Source organism: Nocardia puris, from assembly GCF_003315035.1.
Taxonomy (GTDB): Bacteria; Actinomycetota; Actinomycetes; order Mycobacteriales; family Mycobacteriaceae; genus Nocardia; species Nocardia puris.
In genome coordinates, this window is the sequence record NZ_QNRE01000026.1 from 22,759 (window position 1) to 44,036 (window position 21,278).

The 21,278-nt window shown below is 66.7% G+C and carries 20 protein-coding genes and 2 pseudogenes; 7 read left to right on the top strand and 15 right to left on the bottom strand.

All coding sequences use genetic code 11. From position 1 onward, the window contains the following. Positions 1–30: 30 nt before the first annotated feature. Complete coding sequence (locus tag DFR74_RS33690) at positions 31–237, bottom strand: heavy-metal-associated domain-containing protein (protein WP_054811678.1); 207 nt, start codon at positions 235–237, stop codon at positions 31–33. Positions 238–922: 685 nt separating this feature from the next. Here DFR74_RS33690 and DFR74_RS35705 point away from each other — a divergent pair. The 3 genes from DFR74_RS35705 (at position 923) to DFR74_RS33700 (ending at position 3,368) form a co-directional block, all read left to right on the top strand. Next, on the top strand, positions 923–1,354 hold the full coding sequence (locus DFR74_RS35705) for a hypothetical protein (protein WP_146088986.1): 432 nt from the start codon (positions 923–925) through the stop codon (positions 1,352–1,354). A gap of 498 nt (positions 1,355–1,852) precedes the next feature. After that, positions 1,853–2,800, top strand: a complete 948-nt coding sequence (locus DFR74_RS33695) for a M56 family metallopeptidase (RefSeq protein ID WP_054811680.1) — start codon at positions 1,853–1,855, stop codon at positions 2,798–2,800. A 118-nt stretch (positions 2,801–2,918) separates the two neighbouring features. After that, the gene (locus DFR74_RS33700) at positions 2,919–3,368 is read left to right on the top strand and encodes a DUF2752 domain-containing protein (protein ID WP_082392792.1); all 450 of its coding nucleotides are present in this window, start codon (positions 2,919–2,921) and stop codon (positions 3,366–3,368) included. Here the strand turns inward: DFR74_RS33700 and DFR74_RS33705 are convergent, their stop codons facing one another. From DFR74_RS33705 to DFR74_RS33740, 8 genes and pseudogenes are all read right to left on the bottom strand, one after another. Continuing rightward, the gene (locus tag DFR74_RS33705) at positions 3,369–3,584 is read right to left on the bottom strand and encodes a heavy-metal-associated domain-containing protein (RefSeq protein ID WP_054811682.1); all 216 of its coding nucleotides are present in this window, start codon (positions 3,582–3,584) and stop codon (positions 3,369–3,371) included. It lies immediately after the preceding gene. A 14-nt stretch (positions 3,585–3,598) separates the two neighbouring features. Beyond that, positions 3,599–4,654, bottom strand: a complete 1,056-nt coding sequence (locus tag DFR74_RS33710; protein ID WP_084538108.1) for an urease accessory protein UreH domain-containing protein — start codon at positions 4,652–4,654, stop codon at positions 3,599–3,601. A gap of 137 nt (positions 4,655–4,791) precedes the next feature. Then, on the bottom strand, positions 4,792–5,262 hold the full coding sequence (locus tag DFR74_RS33715) for a hypothetical protein (RefSeq protein WP_054811683.1): 471 nt from the start codon (positions 5,260–5,262) through the stop codon (positions 4,792–4,794). A 319-nt stretch (positions 5,263–5,581) separates the two neighbouring features. After that, a complete protein-coding gene (locus DFR74_RS33720; protein ID WP_054811684.1) occupies positions 5,582–6,256 on the bottom strand; it encodes a YcnI family copper-binding membrane protein in 675 nt (224 codons plus the stop codon). Between the two features lie 498 nt (positions 6,257–6,754). Continuing rightward, a pseudogene (locus DFR74_RS33725) lies at positions 6,755–8,005 on the bottom strand (MFS transporter); the annotation flags it as partial. Further along, positions 8,002–9,081 carry a PLP-dependent cysteine synthase family protein gene (locus tag DFR74_RS33730; RefSeq protein ID WP_054811724.1) on the bottom strand — a complete coding sequence of 360 codons (1,080 nt, stop codon included), beginning with the start codon at positions 9,079–9,081 and terminating at the stop codon, positions 8,002–8,004. The gene DFR74_RS33730 and the pseudogene DFR74_RS33725, both read right to left, overlap by 4 nt. Before the next feature lie 154 nt (positions 9,082–9,235). Beyond that, positions 9,236–9,649, bottom strand: a complete 414-nt coding sequence (gene lpqS, locus DFR74_RS33735; protein WP_054811686.1) for a putative copper homeostasis (lipo)protein LpqS — start codon at positions 9,647–9,649, stop codon at positions 9,236–9,238. A gap of 788 nt (positions 9,650–10,437) precedes the next feature. After that, positions 10,438–10,827: a BlaI/MecI/CopY family transcriptional regulator gene (locus DFR74_RS33740; RefSeq protein ID WP_082392784.1), complete on the bottom strand. Its 390-nt coding sequence runs from the start codon at positions 10,825–10,827 to the stop codon at positions 10,438–10,440. Between the two features lie 266 nt (positions 10,828–11,093). Here DFR74_RS33740 and DFR74_RS33745 point away from each other — a divergent pair, with 266 nt between their 5' ends. The 4 genes from DFR74_RS33745 (at position 11,094) to DFR74_RS33765 (ending at position 16,015) form a co-directional block, all read left to right on the top strand. After that, positions 11,094–12,656: a multicopper oxidase family protein gene (locus tag DFR74_RS33745; protein ID WP_054811688.1), complete on the top strand. Its 1,563-nt coding sequence runs from the start codon at positions 11,094–11,096 to the stop codon at positions 12,654–12,656. 305 nt (positions 12,657–12,961) lie between these two features. Further along, positions 12,962–13,234: a hypothetical protein gene (locus DFR74_RS33750; protein WP_054811689.1), complete on the top strand. Its 273-nt coding sequence runs from the start codon at positions 12,962–12,964 to the stop codon at positions 13,232–13,234. Between the two features lie 142 nt (positions 13,235–13,376). Further along, complete coding sequence (locus DFR74_RS33755; protein ID WP_169812125.1) at positions 13,377–13,748, top strand: BlaI/MecI/CopY family transcriptional regulator; 372 nt, start codon at positions 13,377–13,379, stop codon at positions 13,746–13,748. Positions 13,749–13,825: 77 nt separating this feature from the next. Continuing rightward, entirely contained in the window at positions 13,826–16,015 is a 2,190-nt protein-coding gene (locus DFR74_RS33765; RefSeq protein WP_371391982.1) for a heavy metal translocating P-type ATPase, read from the top strand. 321 nt (positions 16,016–16,336) lie between these two features. On the opposite strand, the gene DFR74_RS33775 is transcribed toward DFR74_RS33765, so the two are convergent. The 6 genes and pseudogenes from DFR74_RS33775 to DFR74_RS33800 form a co-directional block, all read right to left on the bottom strand. After that, on the bottom strand, positions 16,337–16,993 hold the full coding sequence (locus DFR74_RS33775) for a GNAT family N-acetyltransferase (RefSeq protein WP_054811690.1): 657 nt from the start codon (positions 16,991–16,993) through the stop codon (positions 16,337–16,339). 146 nt (positions 16,994–17,139) lie between these two features. Further along, positions 17,140–18,306 (bottom strand): annotated as a pseudogene (locus DFR74_RS33780) (IS3 family transposase). A gap of 1,255 nt (positions 18,307–19,561) precedes the next feature. Continuing rightward, the gene (locus tag DFR74_RS33785) at positions 19,562–19,972 is read right to left on the bottom strand and encodes an arsenate reductase ArsC (protein WP_054811692.1); all 411 of its coding nucleotides are present in this window, start codon (positions 19,970–19,972) and stop codon (positions 19,562–19,564) included. Between the two features lie 15 nt (positions 19,973–19,987). Next, positions 19,988–20,656 (bottom strand): arsenate reductase ArsC, encoded by a 669-nt coding sequence (locus DFR74_RS33790; RefSeq protein ID WP_054811693.1) that lies wholly within the window; start codon positions 20,654–20,656, stop codon positions 19,988–19,990. Next, the gene (locus DFR74_RS33795) at positions 20,653–21,087 is read right to left on the bottom strand and encodes an arsenate-mycothiol transferase ArsC (protein WP_082392786.1); all 435 of its coding nucleotides are present in this window, start codon (positions 21,085–21,087) and stop codon (positions 20,653–20,655) included. The genes DFR74_RS33790 and DFR74_RS33795 overlap by 4 nt, the downstream gene beginning before the upstream one ends. Further along, positions 21,084–21,278 (bottom strand): arsenic resistance protein (locus DFR74_RS33800; protein ID WP_411720540.1); only part of this gene is annotated, 195 nt, incomplete at its 5' end. The genes DFR74_RS33795 and DFR74_RS33800, both read right to left, overlap by 4 nt.

A 21,278-nucleotide genomic window follows, 5' to 3' on the forward strand; every position in this document is an offset into this window, starting at 1 on the left:
AAATCTGGCTAGAGGTAGTGACAGGTTCGATCAGTCGGCAAGCTGATAGCCGGCCTCGCTGACAGCAGCGGCGATGACACTTCGCTCGACGGTATCTGCCGCTTCGATGGTCACGCGCCCGCTGGCGAAGTCAGCCTCCACTGCGGTGACACCCGCAATCTTGCCGACTTCTTTGTTCACCGAATTCGCGCAGCAGCTGCAGGTCATTCCGGTCACGGTCACAGTTGTGGTGGTCATGGCTGATCGTCTCCTTGCTCTGCGGCGCCTCCGACCGCATGACCCCCATCATACCCCCCGCGGGTATTGTGCGCTGCTGCTCTTCGGTGACCGCTCCGGCCGCGGCGATTCCCCTCACATCCGGAGCCGACCCACAGGAGGCGAAATGCAATGTGCGTGACAGTGGACCGACATCCGCCAGCCTGAGAACGCGCCAGCCGAACTGCATCACACCCCCGGGCAGCCCCGTCGCGACCAGGCAGCTGCGGGAGAAGGGCGGAGGTGACGCCCCGACCTCGTCACCTACCGCATTTTCGATGACGGGGGCGGAGGCGAGATGAAGGAAATCGCACGCCTCCGCCCCAGCCGACACCCCCGGTCCTAGGGGTGCCCCTGTGCCGGGATCACCATTTCGGCACAAGTACTATTCTACTCAGTAGAACGGTAGTCAGGGCTGCCGAGGAATGCAACAGCCCCGTTCGGCGATCCACATTCGGACGCGGACGTTGCGATCAGTGTCGGCATTCGCCGGGAAGTTGGACCAACCGCCGCAGCGATCCACGATCGCAGCGCTCCACCGCTGCTCCAGCGCCATGGCGGTGAGGGGATTCGCCGCCGCTTGCGCATCCATAGACCCTCGCCGGTCCGGAGAGTAATCTGTGGAATTGGCGACAAGCTCGGTCTACATGGACACCAGGGAGACGCCATGACGCCCAGACGAGGCTGGGGGACAAAGCGGCAGGCGCTTACGACACTGGCCGCGCTGTCGGCACTGGCGTTGGCGGCATGCAGCTCTGGGGGCGGGGATCCCGGCGCGGCAACCGATCGAGAATCCGCCATCACATCGAGCCCGGGCAACTCGACACAGATCGCCGTCAGCGAGAACGAGTTCTCCATCAACATAGCCAACCCCCCATCGACTGCGGGTGCATACACGTTCGTCGTCGAAAACTCCGGATCGGTCTCCCACGATCTCGCGATCGAGGGTCCAGGTGTGGAGTCGCGGCGCACACCGCGGATCGAAAGAGGCGAATCCGGTGAGCTGGCCGTCGATTTGGAGCCCGGCACCTACACGCTGTGGTGCTCGGTGGGAAACCATCGAGAACTCGGCATGAGCACCGAAATCATCGTGAGCTGATCGGAACCCAGGCTGCGGCAACACTTTCCGGCGACGGGGTCATGGCGGGAAACGTGGCCTGCGTTCGCCGCGGGCGGCCATACGGCGGACGGCCCGGGCGGCCCTGCTAGTAGAACAAAAGTGAGGGCGACGCCACGAGTCGTCGCCCTCACTCCCGAAGGCCGGCTCCGAGCGCGCGAGATGAGGGGATCGCGCGCCCAGAGCCGTGACCAACGCCCCTGGCTCTTAGGGGCGCCCGCGCCGAGAACGGCGCAAGTACTATCTACGTCAGTAGATAGTAGATAGTAGATACGCGGAATGCAACTACCCGGCAGATGATCGGTAGCGGCGCCGCGGCGGCGCGATCATTGGCCGCCTTCAGGGGCCGATAGTATGTTGGCGAGCCGCAAATGCTGTGTACAACGCCCGTATCTCGACCCGGCAGAGGAGCCAATCGGTGCCATCGATGTTCGTGCGTACGGTCGTGGTCGTCGATACAGATACGCCGCGGGCGCTCTCATGAGTGTGGCACTGTGCCTACTGGCCTACACCGTGGTCGTGGCGGTGCTGGCGCCGCCACTGTTGCTGCGCACGGCCGGCGACGGGCAACATCCCCGCTTGGGCCTGGTAGCCTGGCTCAGCGCTATCGTCTCGGTCCTGCTGTCCTGGGCCGTCGCGGTTGCCTTCCTCGGCGTCGATGTCGTCCGCGATCTGCTCGCCGATCAACATCTGGATCTCGGACGTTGTTTCAGGCAACTGCACGACGCCGCGGCCGGCTCGTACGGAATCGCTGTCCAGATCGGCCTGTGGACGCTGACAGGGCTGGCGGCACTCGCGGCTTTCGTCGCGGCGTGGCGGCTGTGCCGTTCGCTGGTCCGGGCTCGATCGGTGACTCATCAGCATGCGCAGGCGGCACGGATGGTCGGTCGCCGTCATGACCGCCACGACGCGGTGGTGCTCGATCATCCCGAACCGGCGGCCTATTCGGTGGCAGGCAACCCGAACACCATCGTGTTGACCCAGGGCATCGTCGCCACCCTCGACGAGGAACAGCTGGCCGCGGTCATGGCCCACGAACGCGCCCACCTGCGTGGACGCCACCACCTGCTACTCGCCTTCACCCGAGCACTCGCCTCGGTGTTCCCCCGCATCGAGTTGTTCGCCACCGGCGCCGCGCAGGTGGCGCGCCTGACCGAGATGATCGCCGACGACGCCGCCGCCGACATCTACGGACCCATTACTGTCTGCGAGGCGCTGGTGACCTTGGCCGACAATCACGGCATGGCCCCGGTCGCGGCCACTGAAGTGGGGCTGGTCGATCGGGTTCGCCGCCTCGCGGATCCCCCGGCACCCACCCGGATCAATCGTGTCGCCGCCTCGGCCGCTATCGCCGCGGTCGTCCTGGGACCGATGATCGCGACCCTGGCCGCGGCAGGTGGGATCGGTGTCTGCGCGCTGGGCACCTGAACCCGGCAAGGGCCCGCCGGTCGCGGGGCAAGCTCGGCTTGCGTCCGGCGATCGCGCTGGCGGTTGTTCGGCGTCTTGTGAACTACGTCTTGTATCCAGGAAGGTGAAGGAGTCGATGATGGCAGGTCGGTCCTTGGTCCCCGACGCCGCCCGCTGGCCCGGTGGTGACCGGTTGCAGTGGCTGACGCTGTCCGCTCTCGTATTCCTCGGCGGCGCCGCGGCGCTACGGGTTGTCGGTGTCCCATCGGTAGATCTGCACGGACCGACGCATTTCCTCGGGCTCATGGACCCTTTCTGCGGCGGAACCCGGGCCACCTACCTGCTGCTGACCGGCGAAGTGTCGGAGTCTCTTCGCTACAATCCCGGCGTCCTTGTCCTCGCCGCCGTCGCCCTCCTTGCCCTGGCGCGCGGCGCGATCGGAGTGCTCACCGGCCACTGGTTACAGATCGCGCTGCGTCCAGGACTACGCCGCGTATTGCGGATCGTCGCCGTGGTCGCGGTGCTGGGGTTGTGGGTGCGCCAGCAGGTCAACGCCGACCTGCTGACCCAACCCTGGCCGGTCCCGTAACTATCGAGTGACCACCGCGGTGTAGCCCAACTCGGTGATCGCGGCGATCACGTCCTCGACGGTGGTGACCGCGACATCGAGCTCCACGGTACTGCGGCCCTTCTTCATCGAAGTCTGCGTGCCGGCCACGCCGGGCAGGTCTTCGAGGGTGTCGTCGATGAGCAGTGCGCAGCTGCCGCAGTGCATGCCCTCGATCCGGAAAATGTGGGTGGTCATGCGGAGTTGCCCCTTCAGAGGATGGTGATCATGCCCGAGTACATGCCCATACCGCAGGTGTAGTCCAAGCGGCCGGGCTGCAAAGTGCCCAGGTCGATGCGGGTTTCGCCGCTGGTCGGCAGCGTCGCGGTGATGCCGAGACTCGGAACAACCATCGACCGAACACATCCTTGTGTTCGGTTGGTCTTGACGACGAGCGTGGTCGGGATGCCCGCGACGGCTTCGATATTCTTGGGACCGTAGGAGCCGGTCTTGGCGGTGATTGTCAGGGTCTGCACACCGTCGGCGACGACAGCGGCCGAGGCGTCTGCTGCTGGGGGTTCGAATCCGATCGACTCGGTGATCCGGCTGGCCGCTAGCGGCGAACCGGCGAGCTTGAGGCCTCCGTTGAGTGTGTAGAAGCCCATCGCGAGCACCACGACACCGGTGGCCAGGGCCAGTCTGCCCCGCCACACCGTGGCCGCGACCCGGGCGGCGTATCCGAGGATCGCGAACAGCGGGCTGGTACCGAGCACGAAGACCGCCATGATCGCCGCACCCCACCACGGCGAGCCCGAGGCCAAGGCCAGCGCCTCCACCGACAGCGTCACCCCGCACGGGATCAGGACCGTCGAGACACCTAGCACCGCCGGAGCAAGCGCGGCCTGCGAACGTGCCCGCTTGCGCAGTACCCGCATCCAGGACGCGGGTGGTTCGACCACGATGCCTCGGAACCCCGGCACGCCCAGCTGCGCGAGACCGAAGACGATGATCAACAGCCCTGCCCCGATCTGCAGCCAGGTCCTGGCACCGGTCGACAACTGCACGGCACCTCCGACGGCACCCAGGACCGCGCCGAGCACGGTGTGCGACAACAATTTCCCGGCAAGGAACCCGCCGACCGGGGCGAGATCATCGACGACCCGTTGGCCCCAACGCGGCTGGCCCGTCGTTGTCCCAGCGGCACTGTTGGAGGCCGATGCAGCGCCGACACCCGCCGCTGCGGCGGCGCGCTGACGGGTGATCAGACCGGTGAGCAGACCGCCTTGCACGGCAGCACACGACACACCGCCGGCGAACAAGCCGGTCACCAGAACAGGAAAAAGATTCACGAAAGACTCCTGCGAGGAAAGGAAAGACAACGGCATGACAGTTCGCGCCGACGACAGAGTCGGCGGCGCGAGACCCGAGACGGTCACAACATCGGACACATCCCGGGCGCCCGCTCCTATGTCCGCAACACGCAGAGTTCGGCCAAGGTCGGTGCACGCGGCAGGACCGCCCGCACCCGTATCATCGCGACATCCGGGGCTCGGCGAAGCACAGTGGCAACGACGTCGCGCCGCGGAAAGGCGAGTGTCGCCAGCATCGCCAGGAATGCCGCCAAACACGCCATCACCAGACCCACCGGCGGGGCAGGCACGGCATCGTCGGCCACCGTCAACGGCGTATCGGCAGCCTGGACGCCCACCCCGGAATCAGGGCCGTGATCATGCTCGTGGATTCCGGCATCACCAACCTGCGCACCACCACACTGACCCGCCACACCACCGACCATGGCGGCCGAGTGCGCCATCGTCATCGGCATGCCGGTCTGGCACTGCGCCCCGTGCACGAGGGCGATCGCGACGAACGCCGACAGCGCCACCGCAAGCCGCAGCAGCGCGGCTCGTCGTGCAGTCATCGGCGCGAAGATCACGCGGTGATCCTACTAAGCGATCCAGTAGGACGCGCAGCCCGCCCGCGATCACTACGGTCGTGTTCGTTTGCCGCCCTCGACGCCAGCGGCCTCAACTCAGGCTGAGACTTCACAGCCCGGCACTCCGGGTTCCACTTGCCTTGGTGAGCGCGGCGGCGCCCTGGGCGAAGGCATGGCGGCATCGCAAAGGCGACAGCGTGCTGCCCGATTCTCGGCGAATGCTGCCACGTCCCCGAACAGTGCCGTGCGTGGCCTTGTCCAGGCCAGTGAGTGCTAGCGCGGCTGTTTTCTGCATCTGCACCCACTGGCCGCTCAGTGACTATCGAGTGGTACGGCGGGTGCGTGCCAGTGCGGCCACCGCGACGGCCGCGGCGATCACGCCCAGTCCCAGCCCGCCCGCAGCCATCCAGCGCGTCGCCGAATCAGTGCCGGTCTCGGCATCGTGCTCGTCCTGGGCTGCCGGGGCGGCGGCGTGGGAGTGTCCGTGTCCGTCGCCGGCGGGAGCGGGTGCCAGAGCCAGGACCGGCAGCGGGAATTCCGGTTCGGGTGCGCCCTCGGTGCTGGGCTGGTCCCAGGTGACGACCTTGCCGTCGCTGTAGGTCTGAACGGCGCGGAAGGCGACGGAGTCCTGGGTGGGCAGCGGCCCGGCGTAGAGATCGAAACGCTGGAACTGGCCTGGGCCGACACCGGCCCCTGGATCCGCTGTCCAGGTGACCGAGGTTGCCATCTTGGCCGCATCCCGGTTCACCGTGGCGGTCCATCCGGGCAGCGGTTCGGTGCGCGCGGTTTTGAGGCCGGGCAGCTCGACCGTCAACGCGGTGGTCGAGGCCTGCTCGGATTCGTTGGAGATGCGGAAGGTCAATACCGCGGAGGTGTTTTGCTTGGCGCCGGGGGCTTCGACACCCAGGTGCGCCGAGGCGATACCGCCGGCGAGCACGGTGGCGGCCGCAGCGGCGCCGAAGGTGACGGCCAGGCGCCGCAGAACTGTGGTCATGTCATATTTCCTTGAGTAGGTGGTGAGCAACGATCAGAGGCCGGGACCCGATGGGAGGGCCCCGGCGCTCGACGACATCACCGGCCTGGCTGTGGAACCAGGCGGGCCTCACCGCCTGGTTTCCGGTCCGGCGGCGGGATAACGCGAGCGCCGGTCCTCGGCAGAGGAGTGTGTGCGGGGCGCCGGTGGTTGGACCCGGCGGTGTCCGCGTCGCTCGGGCTCCGAACCCGGCCACGGGCGCGGCGCGCCGTTCGGGAGACGAGGCCCGGGACCGTGTCGGTCTTCACCGACGGCTGTCCGCGGCCGCGGCGGTAGGGGCTGGCGGCGGTAGGTGCGCTGGTCGGATTCTGCCGCCGGTCGGGGCTTGGTCGCCGTACCGAGCCGATTCACCGGTTCGATGCCGCGCCCGGATCGGCGGCGCAATGGGGTGGTCACCGGATCCGAGCCCGCAAAGGCGGGTTCGGTGAGCCGGTGGCGTCCGCTGGGCAGACGATGACGTCCGGTGACGTGCTGCTCGGGCGCGGTCGCGGTGCGGTCGGATCGTTCCAGCCGGGCCAAGGCGTAGGCGGCGATGACGCCGATCGCGGTCAAGCCCGCCCAGACGACCCAGTCCAGTCCGGCGTCGCGCGCGGCGCCGACGAGGGTACCGGTGGCCAGGTTGCCGACCAGGATGCCGACACCGACGACGGTGTTGTAGAAGCCGTAGTGGGTGGCGACCAGCTTGTTTCCCGACAGCGAGACCACGGTGTCCATCTCGAACGGGAACACCGCCGCCGTGCCGATCGCCAGCAGCGTGGTGGTGACCAGCAGCGCGGTCACCGCGGCCACGGTGCCGAAAAGCCCCGTGGTGGGCACGATGATCAAGGGGATGAACGCCGCAGCGAGCACGGCCATGCCGGCGACCAGGCTCTTGCCCGGCCCCCAGCGGGCACGCAACCACGCGGTGATGCGCAGCTGACCGGCGACAGCGACGACGCCGGAAACCACGAACAAGGCCGAGACCAGGGTTTGCGAGCGTGCCCCGGCGATGAATTCCGCTTGCAATGGCAAGGCCAGATACACCTGGAACGACAAGACATACGAGCCGATCATCGCTACCGAGAACGCCAGGAACCGCCGGTTGGACATGACCCGGCGCCAGTCGTCGAGCACCGAGGTCTTCTCGGCCGGGGCTTCACCGCGGCGGGCGGGCAGGGCGAACAGCTGAGCGATGGTCAACGCGGCGAACACCGCCGCCGCGACCCCGGCGGTGACGCGGAAGTCGACCGCCATCAACGCCAGCCCGACCAGCGGTCCGGCGAGGATGCCCGCTTGATAGAACATGTTGAAGACCGCGAACGCCTCGACGCGGCGCTCGCCGGTGTCAGCGGCCAGATAGGCGCGCACGGCCGGATTGAACAACGCGCCCGCGAAGCCGGTCGCCGCGGAAGCGATCAACACCGCGGGCAGGGATTCGGCGAAGACCAGCAGCGCGAAGCCGCCGGTACGCAGCAAGCATCCGGCCACGATCAACGGTTTGTAGCCGAGCCGATCAGCCAGGGTGCCGCCGATGAGGAACATGCCCTGCTGGGAAAAGTTGCGTACACCCAGGACCAGTCCGACCGCCCACGCCGCGAGCCCCAGTGGGCCGGCCAGGTATCCGGCCAGGTACGGCATCAGCATGTAGAAGCCGAGGTTGATGCCGAACTGGTTGATCATCAACAGCTGCGCGGGCCGGTCGAAACTGGCGAATTTGGTGACCACGGTCACGAGGCGAGTTCTCCTTCTGCCATTGCCGTCGGCGAGACCACCGTGGTGCAGCGGGTCCAGCGCTGCACGACCCGTTCACCGGGGTGGCTGATCGCTTCGGGCGCGATCGGCGGGGTGGTGTCGAGGAGCCCGTGCTCGGCGCAGTAGGCGTCGTTGTAGATGGTGTCGAAGTAGCGGTGTGGCCCGTCGGGGAACACCGCGGCGATTCGGGTCGACGGCGCGGCGACGCGGGCGGCCCATCCGGCGACCAGCGCGACCGCGCCCACGCTCCACCCGCCGGTGGCGTGGTGTGTCGCTGCCAGTGTGCGGCACGCCCACACCGATTCCGCCGGGGCGACCCAGTGGACTTCGTCGAAGGCCGCGTAGTCGACGTTGGCGGGGTAGATGCTCGAACCCAGGCCGCGCATCAGCCGCGGCCCGGCCGGTTGGCCGAAGATCGTCGAGGAGATCGTGTCGACGCCGACCAGTTTCATCTCCGGGTTGTAGCGGCGCAGCACGCGCGCGACTCCGGCCGAGTGTCCGCCGGTGCCGACCGCGCACACCAGGACATCGACGGTGCCCAGCTGCTCGATCAGCTCCAAAGCCAGGGATTCGTAGCCCTCGACGTTGTCGGGATTGCTGTACTGATCCGGGCACCAGGCGTCGTCCTCGGCAGCCAGCAGCTCGGCGACCCGGTCGCGCCGCGCCTGCTGCCAGCCACCGACCGGGTGCGGTTCGGTGACCAGGTCGACCGTGGCGCCGTAGGCGGCCAGCATCTGGGCGACGATCGGTTCCAGCCCCGGGTCGGTGACCACGGTCACCGGGTGCTGGTACACCATCCCGGCCAGCGCCAACCCCAGGCCCAGCGTGCCGCTGGTCGATTCGACGATGCGCGCGCCAGGCGCCAGATCGCCGCGTTCGCGCGCCTTCTGCACCATGTGCAGCGCGGGACGGTCCTTCATCCCGCCAGGGTTGAACCCTTCCAGCTTGGCCCAGAACCCGCGATCGGCGCCGGCCAGAGGTTCTCCGATCCGCAGCACCGGGGTGTTGCCGACCAGACCGCGGGGTGCATCGATGGCATCTGGGGCGCCCAGCATGCGACGGGTGTGGGCGAGTTCGAGGGTGGGGAAGGTCGAGGTGTTGTTCACGGTTGCTGTCTCTTCTCTGCACAGGCGACCGCTTTCGCGGTACGCCACGACGATGGGCAGCGAGCACCGGCCGGACACGACGGATCGGCCTGGCGCTGACCGATCAGCGTCGGGAAATACAGAACAGAGTCAGTACAGTGCGCCCATCAGGCGAACGCGGCGCAGTAGGCGGCCCACGAATACCACCAGCGCGGGAGTCCGGTGTCGACGCCGGCGTCCAGACCGCGGTGAAAGCGGCGAGCACCAGAGCGGCCAGCGTCAGCGACACGATGCCCGGCGGCAGCGCCTTGTCCGGGCAGTGCCCGGCGTGCGCGATGCACAGCTGGGTCGCGTCGACGGTAGGGAGGGCGTGGTCGTGGCCGGTCGCGGCGTCGAAATCGGCGTGGTCGTGGTCAGTCGCGCTGACGGGCGCGGCAGCGGTGAGCGCGTGATGGACACGTGAGCCGGTCTGATCATTGAAGAGCAGGCAATCGGCGGCAGGAACGATCACCAGGGCGGCCAGCAGCAGAACTGCCAACCAGCTACCCCTGCGCATCCGACCGAGAGAATTCACGATGCCGCGACAATAACGAACACATAACGGCGAACGCAATGGCGCCGCCGCCACATCCACAGCGTCGCGATGGGATCGTGTGCCCGTCTTCGTGTCGTAGACCGGCGCGGAGAGCCCCCACGCTGCCTTGCTGCGCAAACTCCACCTCCCGAACTCGATCACGCTGGGCACCAATACTTTTGGCGGTTCCTACCCTATCCGCAAGCGGAGGGTTGGTTGACAACCACAGCGATCAATCTACTATCTCGGTACGTAAATAGTTTGTGTTGTGTGATCAGGCGCACGCCTCGGCGTGTCGGACCACAAGACCTTGCGCGAGTCACATCCGTGACATGCCCCGGTGACGAGCACGTGACGAGCACCGTTTGTTCGTCCGAATGCGGCTAACCCGCCGCCCGCCGGCGGTAAACCGCACCGGCAACGATGAAAGGGACCATCATGACCACCACCGCCCGACCCCAGCGACATCGCCTTCCCGCCCGCCTGCTGGCTGCCACATCGATCGCCGCGGCTGCGACCTTTCTGGTCGCTGTTCCCGCGACCGCGGCACCGTCGGCCTCGGGGACCAGCGGCCGACCCGCGGGCGCCGATGACGGCCGGGGCACCGCCTGGCATGGCAACTCTCGCGTCGACAACGGCCACAGCACCGATGGTGGTCCACGCGGGCACGGACACGATCGCGCCGACGCCGGTCGCCACGACCCGTCCGACGACGGCGGCCACTGCACACCTCGCGTGTGCTCCGGACCCCGCTAGCCGCTGGAGTCGGGGTGATCGATCCCTCGCGGCCGCTGCCGCAGCGCCTCACGCAACCGCTGCGATTGCGCGGGGGTCATCCTTTCGATGAACCGGGCCAGCACGTCTTCAGCGCGGCCGCCCGCATCGAGCGCGGCGCGCATCAGTCCGGCGCTGTACTGCTCGCGAGTCAGAGTGGGCCAGTAGAGGTAGGCCCTACCATGGCGTTCACGGTCGAGCCAGCCCTTGCGGTGAAGGTTGTCCATGGTGGTCATCACCGTGGTGTAGGCGATCTCACGCCCGCCGGCGATCACCTCGCGCACCTGGCGAACACTGACCGGCTCGCCGGCCGACCACACCGTGTCCATGACCACCGTTTCCAGCTCGCCGAACCCGCCGCCTGCCACCCGAACCTCCTCACCTTCCGGCTTACCCGCACCGAGCGGGCCGCGCAGATCTCGGCGACGAGACGCGCGCGACAGCCTGGCCGTGATCGTAGGACGAATTCGTTTCACTCGCGCGGCAACGAGGTGAACAACCAACACGCCCGCTCACGTGCCTCTCCCCACACACGAGCGCCCTAGCATGCGACGAGAAATCCTCTTCACCTGCACAAACCCAGTCATTCACCGGCCAGTCGATCACCGGTATCGACACGACGAAGGAGACGCCCATGTCGTCACCACCCAACCTCGGCATGCTCAGAACCCGGCGCAACTTTCTGGCGCTGAGCGCCGGTGCGGGCACAGCCGCACTGCTGGCGGCATGCGGGAATTCCACCTCGCCTCAGCGTTCTCCGGTCGGCCCCGATTCCGAAGCGGTCCGATCCGCCGAGGACACCCGGCGATCGGCCACCGCGGCGGTGCGCGAGGTATCGCTGCGTCCCGCGCCGAGCACGGTCGATCTCGGCGGGGTCCAGGTCCAGACCTGGACCTACGACGGCTCCCTGCCCGGGCGTGAGATCCGGTTGCGCCGCGGGGAGGTGCTGCGTGCCGAACTGAGTAATGCTTTGCCCGCGCCGACGACGGTGCATTGGCACGGCATCGCCTTGCGCAACGACATGGACGGCGTTCCCGAGATCACCCAGGACCCGATCGCCGCGGGCGCGAACTTCCGCTACGAATTCACCGTTCCCGATGCGGGCACCTACTTCTTCCACCCGCACGTCGGTGTCCAGCTCGACCGCGGCCTCTACGCCCCGCTGATCATCGAGGACCCTGACGAGGGATCCGACTACGACACCGAAGCCGTCATCGTGCTCGACGACTGGCTCGACGGTGTCGACGGCCGCGACCCGGACAAGGAGCTGGCGAGGCTGCGTGAGCAGGGCATGGCCGGAATGGACATGGGAGGGCAATCCGGCGGCATGGACCACGGCGGAATGTCGATGAGCGGCTCGGCGCCGATGTCGGCACCCAGTGACCCGGCGATGCCGTTGGGCACCGACACCGGCGACGTGCAATACCCCTACTACCTGATCAACGGGCGCCTGGGCACCGACCCCGTGGTCCTGCAGGGCCGCCCGGGACAGCGGATGCGGCTGCGCATCATCAACGCTGCCTCCGACACCGCCTTCCGCGTCGCCCTCGGTGGTCACCAGCTACGGGTCACCCACACCGACGGCTTCCCCGTGGATCCGGTGTCGACCGCCAACATCCTCATCGGGATGGGCGAACGCTACGACGCCGTGGTCGAACTCGGCGACGGGGTGTTCCCGCTGGTCGCCTCCGCCGAAGGCAAGACCGGTCAGGGCTTCGCGCTCATCCGAACCGGATCCGGCACTCCACCACCGCCGGATGCTCGCCCCACCGAACTGGCCGCGATCCCGCTGTCAGCGGACAGGCTGAGCGCGGCCGAGGCCGTCCGGCTGCCCGACCGCAAACCTGATCAGATCCTCGATGTGGTCCTGGAAGCCGACGTGAACAAATACATCTGGACGATCAACGGCAAAGCCTTCCCCGACCATGCCCCGCTGGATGTGACTGCCGGGCAACGGGTCCGGCTGCGGTTCAACAACAAGACGATGATGTGGCACCCGATGCACCTGCACGGCCACACCTTCCAGGTCGTCACCGGCTCCGGGGCCGGGCCACGCAAGGACACCTTGATCGTGGTGCCCAACCAGACCGTCGAAGTCGACTTCGACACCGACAACCCCGGCCAGTGGATGCTGCACTGCCACAACGTCTACCACGGTGAAGCCGGGATGATGGCCGTCGTCTCCTACGAGCAATAACCCCAGGCCGAGTGCCGCTGCCCCATGCCGCGGTTTCCACCGCGCGTCAGTGCGCGTACCGCCCACCGATACCTGATGCCCGCCACCGATGCGAAAGGAGGTGACCGACCGATGAACCCGATGAAGATGTTGTGCGACTGGATGTGCTCGATGATGGCCTCGTGCTGTCAAATGTGACCCCCAACGGGTCACGTGGGTCGGCCGTCGAGTCGCCAGTCGGCCGACCCACGAAATTCCACCAGGGCGACGTGACAAGCAAACTACTATCTGCGTACGTAGATAGTAGTTCTACGAGATAGGCCACTATGAACACCAAATCCTCACCGCAGAGCACGCGCCGGATCGCCACTAGCGTCGGCCTTGCGATCTTCACCGTCGCCGCCACTGCCACGCTCGCCTCTCCGGCGCTCGCCGACGCCGGCACCACCGCATCGGCCACCGAGGTCTCCGCCGCACACGACAACCGCCACCGTGACCACCACCCGGGCAGTCGCCACGGCAACCACCGCAACCATCAGGCCCCGCTGCTCAACAACTACCGGCCCGGATTCCCGCTTCCGCGCACCGGCAGCTGGTAACACAGGCCTGGTCAGATGAGGGTCGATCCCACGATGGCGATCGACCCTCATCTGCACTTCGACCAGGTCGAAGTGACAGAACATCACCGAACAACCTACGATATTGCTACGTAGATTTAAGGTTCCTGTCAGGAGGTTGGTCGTGGCACACCGATTCGGCGATCTCGAAGCCGTCGTGATGGAGCGCGTGTGGGCGGCCGAAGACGACCTCACCGTCCGTGACGTCTACGAAAGTTTGCTGCTCGAACGCGAGATCGCCTACACCACGGTGATGTCCACCATGGACAACCTGCACCGCAAGGGCTGGCTCGACCGCGAACGCCATGGCAAGGCATACCTGTACTGGCCCACCCTCACCCGCGAGGAATACAGCGCACAGCTCATGCGTGATGCCCTCGAAGGCACGCGCTCCGATCTCGTGCTGGCGCATTTCGTCGACCAGATCAGCGAGGATGAATCCGAGGCCTTGCGCGCCCTGCTCCGCCGCGGAAAATCCAACCGATCCAAAAGCTGAGCCATCCCGTTCGCCCTGGTCGCGGCGAGTTCGGCCGCGGCTGCGCCCCTGCCGTCGACCCAAAGGAACGTCAGCGCATGTCCAGCGATCACCTACGCTCCGACGCCGACCCAGCGACCGCCCACACTCACGAACACGGCGGAAGCCGTGGCCCTGACCACAACGAGGCCTCGCACCCGAGACCCGAACATCACGAGCACACCGCCACCTCCGGCCACGATCACGGTGCGCCTGCACCCGACCACGGCACCCACGACGATCACGCCGGGCACACAGGCCACGGCGGGCACGCGGGCCACGGCGATCACGTCGCGATGTTCCGGCGCCTGTTCTGGGTGATGCTCGCCCTGGCCGTGCCGGTCGTCGCCGCGGACATGATGTTCGCCGACCTCATCGGCTACACCGTGCCCACCGGGTTGCAGTGGGTGTCCCCTGCGCTGGGCACCGTGATGTTCTTCTGGGGCGGACGGCCCTTCCTGACAGGGGCGGTCAGCGAGATCCGTTCCCGTCAGCCAGGGATGATGCTGCTGATCGCGCTGGCGATCACCGTGGCCTTCGCCGCCTCCTGGGGCTCGACACTGGGCCTGCTGGCCCACGAGCTCGACTTCTGGTGGGAACTGGCACTGCTCATTGTGATCATGCTGCTGGGCCATTGGATCGAGATGCGTTCGCTCGGCCAAGCCTCCAGCGCGCTGGAATCGCTGGCCGCGTTGCTGCCCGACGAAGCCGAACGTCTCGGAGAGGACGGCACCACCGCCACCGTGCCGGTCACTGACCTGCGCACCGGCGACCTGGTCGTCGTCCGCCCGGGCGGACGAGTCCCTGCCGACGGCAGCGTCGAGACCGGCAGCGCCGACGTCGACGAATCCATGATCACCGGCGAATCCCGCCCGGTCCACCGTGGCCCCGGCGACCGGGTTGTCGCCGGAACCGTCACCACCGACTCCGCTCTACGGGTCCGGATCACCGCAGTCGGTTCCGACACCGCGCTGGCCGGAATCCAGCGCCTGGTCGCCGAAGCGCAGAACTCGACCTCACGCGCCCAGGTGCTGGCCGACCGCGCCGCGGCATGGTTGTTCTGGTTCGCTTCCGGCGCAGCGGTCATCACCGCGATCACCTGGCTGCTGCTCGGGCAGCCCGAATCCGCGGTCACCCGCACCATCACCGTGCTCGTCATCGCCTGCCCCCACGCCCTGGGACTGGCGATCCCGCTTGTGGTCTCGATCGCGACCGAACGAGCTGCCAAAGCCGGTGTGCTGATCACCGATCGCCGCGCTCTCGAAAGAATGCGCACCGTCGATGCGATCCTGTTCGACAAGACCGGCACCCTCACCCGCGGCGAACCCGCCGTCGTCGCCACCACCTCGACCCAACCCGGCATCGGTGACGACGAAGTCCTGGCCTTGGCCGCAGCCGCAGAGTCCGACAGCGAACACCCCTTGGGTCGCGCCATCGTCAACACTGCTACCGAACGCGGCATCAGCATTCCCACCGCGACAGATTTCACCGCCCAGAACGGTGTCGGAGTCACCGCCACAATCAACGGCACAAAGATCAGCGTCGGTGGGCCCGCGATGCTCGACCAGCACAACCTCGACCCAGCACCCGCTGCGGCCGAGTGGTCCGCGCAGGGATCGACCGTGCTGCACGTCCTGCGCGACGGGAAGCTCATCGGGGCACTAGCTCTGGCCGACGAGATCCGCCCCGAATCCGCCCAGACCATCAAGGCCCTGCACGCTCGCGGCATCCACGTGGCCATGATCACCGGCGATGCCGAGCCCGTCGCCCGCACTGTCGCTGCCCAACTCGGCATCGACGAAGTCTTCGCCGGAGTCCTGCCCCAGGACAAAGGCGCCAAAGTCCAAGCCCTCCAAGACGCCGGGCACACCGTGGCGATGGTCGGCGACGGCGTCAACGACGCCCCCGCCCTCGCCCGTGCCGACGTCGGCATCGCCATCGGCGCCGGCACCGACGTCGCTATCGCTTCCGCCGGTGTCGTGCTGGCCTCCGACGACCCCCGCGCTGTCTTATCGGTGATCAAACTGTCGCACGCCACCTACCGCAAGATGATCCAGAACCTGGTCTGGGCAGCCGGATACAACATCATCGCCGTGCCCCTGGCCGCGGGCGTGCTCTCGCACTGGGGCATCACACTTCCGATGGAAGTCGGTGCCCTGCTGATGTCGGCCTCTACCGTCGTCGTCGCGGTCAATGCCCAACTGCTCCGCCGCCTGGACCTGAGTCCGGACGCGGTGCTAGCTGACTAAGCCGAGTCGCGTCCGCTCGAGCCATCCTTTGCGGTGCAGGTTGTCCACCGTCGTCATGACGGTGGACAACCTGCACCGTCGTCATGACGGTCGTGTAGGCGATCTCTCGGTCACGAAGCAAGTCGCCGTACACCTGCCGGACCGTGATGGTGTCGTCGGCCGACCAGGCACGGTCCATCACAACCGCTCCCCAGTTCCCCGAAACGATGCCCCATCGCCGCTCTCCCGGCCCGACGTGCCGACGGCTCGCGGACCGGCAGCACGCAAGATGCACCTACTATGTCTCTACGTATTAGACGCCGAAAACTGGACTGCCCGGTCTCACAACTCGGCCGACGGATACCGCTCCCAAGACTGAGCGGAGACAGCCCAGAGATCGTGATCGCGGCGCCTACCACCGACGCTGAGATAGCTGACCATCGTGCCTTCACGCACCAACCCGATCCGGCGAACCAATCGACTCGAGTTGACATTGTCCACATCTATCGGCGCAGTGACGCGCGCGAGATCCAGTTCATCGAAGGCATACCCGACGATCAGACGCCCCGCCGCCGCACCGATGCCGCGCCCGGACAGTCGAGAGTCGACCCAGATACTGAGTTCGCCACGCTTGTCGTGAGGCTGTATCCACAGGTCGCATTGTCCCGCGAATCGGCCACCGACCTCGATGACCGTGCGCACGATACGGTCGGCCTTCGCCTCCGCTCTCGACCATAGCCACTCGTGAATCCACACCCGCTCGCGGTGGCGCGATTCCCAGCTCCGCTCGTCGGTCAGCCAGAACGGCTCGATCGCCGAACGGTCGGCGATTCGGATCGCGCGCCAGGTAGACGCGTCGGACAGTCGCGGAGGGCGCAGAATCACCGGCTCACCACTGGAGGTTCGGCCGACAAGAATGACACGACGCGGAGTGCGTAGCGAGGTGACCACGAGACGGAGTACACGCGATGCGCAATAGCGCGCCACCGCGACCACCATCACCAACGCCGGTCTACACCTCGACACGACGCTCCGACGAAGGCTGCCCGCGCGCACTCCCGTTTGAGCTGGCAACCCGTCGGAAGTTGCAGATGCGGGACGCCGATTCACGCGAACGGGGCTGCTGCAAGATCGGGTGACAGTGGTTAAGCAGCCTGTCGGGCTGCTGGGGACATGATGGTTTCGAATTCGATCGGGGTCAACCGGCCGAGCCGAGCTTGTCGGCGCCGACGGTGATAGGTGCGTTCGATCCAGGTGACGATGGCGATCCGGAGCTGATCGTGGGTTTCCCCAGCGCTGCCGGTCCAACACGTTGCGTTGCAGCAGGCTGAAGAAGCTTTCCATGGCGGCGTTGTCGCCGGCCGCGCCGACGCGCCCCATCGATCCGACCATACGGTGACGGTTGAGCGTGTGCACGAATCTCCTTGACCTGAACTGAGATCCGCGATCGGTGTGCAGAATGCAACCGGCCACATCACCTCGCCGGGCGACAGCATTGTTCACCGCGGTCACCGCCAGCCGGGACTTCATTCGTGAATCGATCGAATAGCCGATGATCCGGTTGGAGAACACGTCTTTGACCGCACACAAATACAGCTTGCCTTCACCGGTGCGATGTTCGGTGATGTCGCTGAGCCACAAACGATTTGGTGCGTCGCTGCGGAAGTTCCGCTGCACCAGATCATCGTGGACAGGCGGCCCTGGTTTGGCGTTCTTGCCGCGCCGGGACTTGCCGAACGCGCTCCACCACCGATTGCTCGAGCAGATCCGCCACGCGGTCCGCTCGGCCATCGTCTCACCGGCTTCGTGGGCCTCGTCGGCGAGAAACCGGTAGCCGAATTCGGGGTCGTCGCGGTGCGCATCGAACAACGCATTGGCTCGATACGCCTCGGCGACCTCGGCGGCGGTCACCGGATCGGCCAGCCACCGATAGTAGGGCTGGCGAGCGAGCTGCAGCACCCGGCACGTCACCGCCACGGGGATCCCGTCGGCGGCAAGCTCTTTCACGAGCGGGTAGAGCCTTTTCCCGGTATCTGAGCCTGGGACAAATAGGCAGCCGCGCGCCGCAGGACCTCGTTCTCCTGCTCCAGCAACCGGATCCGGCGGCGGGCATCACGCAATTCGGCGGACTCGCTGCGAGTGGTTCCCGGCTTGTTCCCGTCGTCGACGTCGGCTTGGCGCATCCACTTCGACAACGTCATCGGATGGACGCCGAAATCGGCCGCGATCTGGTCGAGGGTCACCCCGTCGTCGCGGTTGCGGGCGACCCTGACCACGTCGTCGCGGAACTCTTTCGGATACGGCTTGGGCACTGTGACATCCTCTCAGGCCCGCCTCCCGGCAAGCCATCTCGATTGTCACCTACACCTGCAGCAGCCCCGAACCTATCCCGGGTCACGCGTGACTGCATCTTCGTTGTGCCTCACCCGCAGGCACAACGTAGATGGGAGCGCGATAGAATAGGTCGCGGCCGGACAGCATCGCTAGATCGGGTAGGAATCCGCGATGACCAGGCGTTTTCCGGTTGCCCATGTTTTGTGTGTCCTGCCGGGGGCGCCAACCTGCGCATCATTTGCGCAGGTCAGGGCCGTTTGGACGAGATCGAGATGCTAGAGAGCGAGGAAAACCCCAGGTGACGGGTCGCAGGTTGGCGCCCTAGGGGGGTTAGCTGACAGCTAACGACACGCCGACGGAATCCGGCGACACGCCGGAGGTCCGATTTGTCAGACGGCAGCGTAGATCGGTGGCACAACATGAGAATGACCGAGAACACAGCGCCACCCGATCCGAACGCCTCCAACGAATCCCGACAGCGGCGTCCGCCACTCGAAGCGGTCTGCGAGATACTGATTGCCAAAGACCGAGACAGCGAGCAGTTAGCACGGCAGCAGGCTGAAGCTCTCCTCGACGTCCTGCGATGGCATGCCACACAACGCCCATCATCTCCGTAATCCGCTGGCCGACATCCGCATATTCGCTGCGCACCGACAAGCGAGATTCGGTTGAGATCTCGCTGAGCGGCCGCATACGAACCGAGTCAGTGTGACGAACGACTTGTCGGCCGACACTACGCTCGCCCGAATCACCTGACGTCAGCGTCATCGTCACGATGGGCCTGCGATTCCGTGGACATGCTTGTGTGCTGGGACTTCTCCGGTTCCGGGCCCACCGGCGGGGCCGCCAATTTCGCTACCCGGGCACCAACAGCCGATCACGTGGATACCGTTGTCTACGTGCGTGATCTGCTCGGTGGTTCGGCGACGGCGGTCGCGCTCGCGCTGGGCTGTTACGGTGCCGGATCGATGGTGGTGGCCTGACGCTCGTGCCCCTCACCCAAGAAACACGGCCTAGCGGCCAGCTACGCCTCGCACGGGCGCTGCTCCGTCTGCGCAGGTGAGTGCGCCTGCGATGTCGAAATAGCGTGGGCTGATCCGTCGAGCTCGCTGGCGCGCGTGATCGATGCGATCACTTCGTCGGCGGCCAGTTTGGTGTCGCCGTCAGTTCGAGCCTCGCGCCCTGGTTGTCGTGGCGCGAGGCTCGATTAGGTTGACCGTGTGCGGGGCTTTGTCAGGCGCGCGTCGGCAGCAGCTCGGCGACGAGGGCTTCGACGCGGGTCTTGATCTCGTCGCGGATCGGCCGCACGGACTCGACTCCCTTGCCTGCGGGGTCTTCCAGGACCCAGTCCCGGTAGCTGACGCCCGGGAAGGCCGGGCAGGTGTCGCCGCACCCCATTGTGATCACGACGTCGGAGGTTTCTACCGCGTCGTAGGTGAGGATCTTCGGGGTCTGGTCGGAGATGTCGATACCGAGTTCGGCCATCGCCTCCACTGCGGACGGGTTGATCGTCTCGGCAGGGGCGCTCCCGGCGGAGCGGACTTCGATCGAGTCGCCGGCGAGGTGGGTGAGGAATCCGGCGGCCATCTGGGAGCGTCCGGCGTTGTGGACGCAGACGAACAACACGCTGGGCTGGGTGCTCATGTGGGGCAATGCCTTTCAGTTGGCGGGGAGGTCGAGTTCGGTAAGCAGGAGCCGGACGCGGGTTTCGATCTCGTCCCGGATGGGTCGGATGGCGGTGATGTCGAGGTCGGCGGGGTCGTCGAGGTCCCATTCCTCGTAGCGGCGTCCGGGGTAGAACGGGCAGGCGTCGCCGCAGCCCATAGTGATGACGACGTCGGCGGCTTGGATGATTTCCTCGGTCCACGGTTTGGGGAACTCGGCGGTGATGTCGATGCCGACCTCGGCCATCGCGGCGATGGCGGCGGGGTTGATCTCGTCGCCGGGTTCGCTGCCGCCGGACCAGGCCACCGCGCGGTCACCGGCGAGGTGGGTGAAGAACCCGAGGGCCATTTGGGAGCGTCCGGCGTTGTGGGTGCACAGGAACAGCACTGTGGGAGTGCCGGTGTGGGCTTTGCCTTCGACGCGGGCCAGGGCGTGCAGGCGTTGGCGGGCGAAGCGTTCGGCCAGCAGCGGCAGGTAGTTGATGACGGTCGCGCGTCCGGCGAACTGGTCGTAGGAGGAGTGCAGGAACCGTTCGATGGTCTCGACGCCGAAGGTGCCGTCGAACTCGCGCTGCAGGTGCGTGGCGGCGGTTTTCAGGGCGAGCTGCTGATCGATGGTCAGGTCGTGGCGGGTGTGGGTGGGCGCGAGTGGGCTGTCGCTCATGATGTGGTCCGTTGCTCGGCGGGTGTGGTGAGTTCGGTGAGCAGGTTGTTGACGCGGGCGGCGATGTCGTCGCGGACCAAGCGCATACGTTCGATGCCGTCGATGCCGCGTTGGGAGGGCTCGTCGGTGTCCCAGTTGACGAGCCGCACCCCGTCGACCGGGTCGATGTGTGCTTCCCACCCGAGCGTGACGACCAGGTCAACCGAACGCAGTAGGTCCGGATCGACGGGTTTCGGGATCTCGGCGCTGATGTCGACACCGACTTCGCGCAGCGTTTCGGCGGAGAGTGCGTTGATGGTGGTGCCGGGTGCGGTCCCGGCGGAATGGATCTCGACGCGATCACCGGCGACGGCTCGCATCAGCCCGGCCGCCATTTGCGATTTGCCACCGTTCTTCACACAGACGAACAGCACGGACGGGGTGGTGCTCAACGCGGTGTCACCTCATCGGTTGTCGCGGCGCCGGTGCGCTGGGTTGGCTGGAATCGTTTCCGCAGGGCGAGGGACACATAGACCAGCGCCACGAGCACGGGGACCTCGATGAGCGGGCCGACGACTCCGGCCAGGGCTTGGCCGGAGGTGGCGCCGTAGGTGGCGATAGCGACGGCGATGGCGAGTTCGAA

Excerpts from the sequence above, each read along its gene's own strand:
- DFR74_RS33690 (WP_054811678.1), bottom strand. The coding sequence starts at position 237 with ATGACCACCACAACTGTGACCGTGACCGGAATGACCTGCAGCTGCTGC.
- DFR74_RS35705 (WP_146088986.1), top strand. The coding sequence starts at position 923 with ATGACGCCCAGACGAGGCTGGGGGACAAAGCGGCAGGCGCTTACGACA.
- DFR74_RS33695 (WP_054811680.1), top strand. The coding sequence starts at position 1,853 with ATGAGTGTGGCACTGTGCCTACTGGCCTACACCGTGGTCGTGGCGGTG.
- DFR74_RS33700 (WP_082392792.1), top strand. The coding sequence starts at position 2,919 with ATGGCAGGTCGGTCCTTGGTCCCCGACGCCGCCCGCTGGCCCGGTGGT.
- DFR74_RS33705 (WP_054811682.1), bottom strand. The coding sequence starts at position 3,584 with ATGACCACCCACATTTTCCGGATCGAGGGCATGCACTGCGGCAGCTGC.
- DFR74_RS33720 (WP_054811684.1), bottom strand. The coding sequence starts at position 6,256 with ATGACCACAGTTCTGCGGCGCCTGGCCGTCACCTTCGGCGCCGCTGCG.
- DFR74_RS33730 (WP_054811724.1), bottom strand. The coding sequence starts at position 9,081 with ATGCTGGGCGCCCCAGATGCCATCGATGCACCCCGCGGTCTGGTCGGC.
- DFR74_RS33745 (WP_054811688.1), top strand. The coding sequence starts at position 11,094 with ATGTCGTCACCACCCAACCTCGGCATGCTCAGAACCCGGCGCAACTTT.
- DFR74_RS33750 (WP_054811689.1), top strand. The coding sequence starts at position 12,962 with ATGAACACCAAATCCTCACCGCAGAGCACGCGCCGGATCGCCACTAGC.
- DFR74_RS33765 (WP_371391982.1), top strand. The coding sequence starts at position 13,826 with ATGTCCAGCGATCACCTACGCTCCGACGCCGACCCAGCGACCGCCCAC.
- DFR74_RS33775 (WP_054811690.1), bottom strand. The coding sequence starts at position 16,993 with ATGGTGGTCGCGGTGGCGCGCTATTGCGCATCGCGTGTACTCCGTCTC.
- DFR74_RS33785 (WP_054811692.1), bottom strand. The coding sequence starts at position 19,972 with ATGAGCACCCAGCCCAGCGTGTTGTTCGTCTGCGTCCACAACGCCGGA.
- DFR74_RS33790 (WP_054811693.1), bottom strand. The coding sequence starts at position 20,656 with ATGAGCGACAGCCCACTCGCGCCCACCCACACCCGCCACGACCTGACC.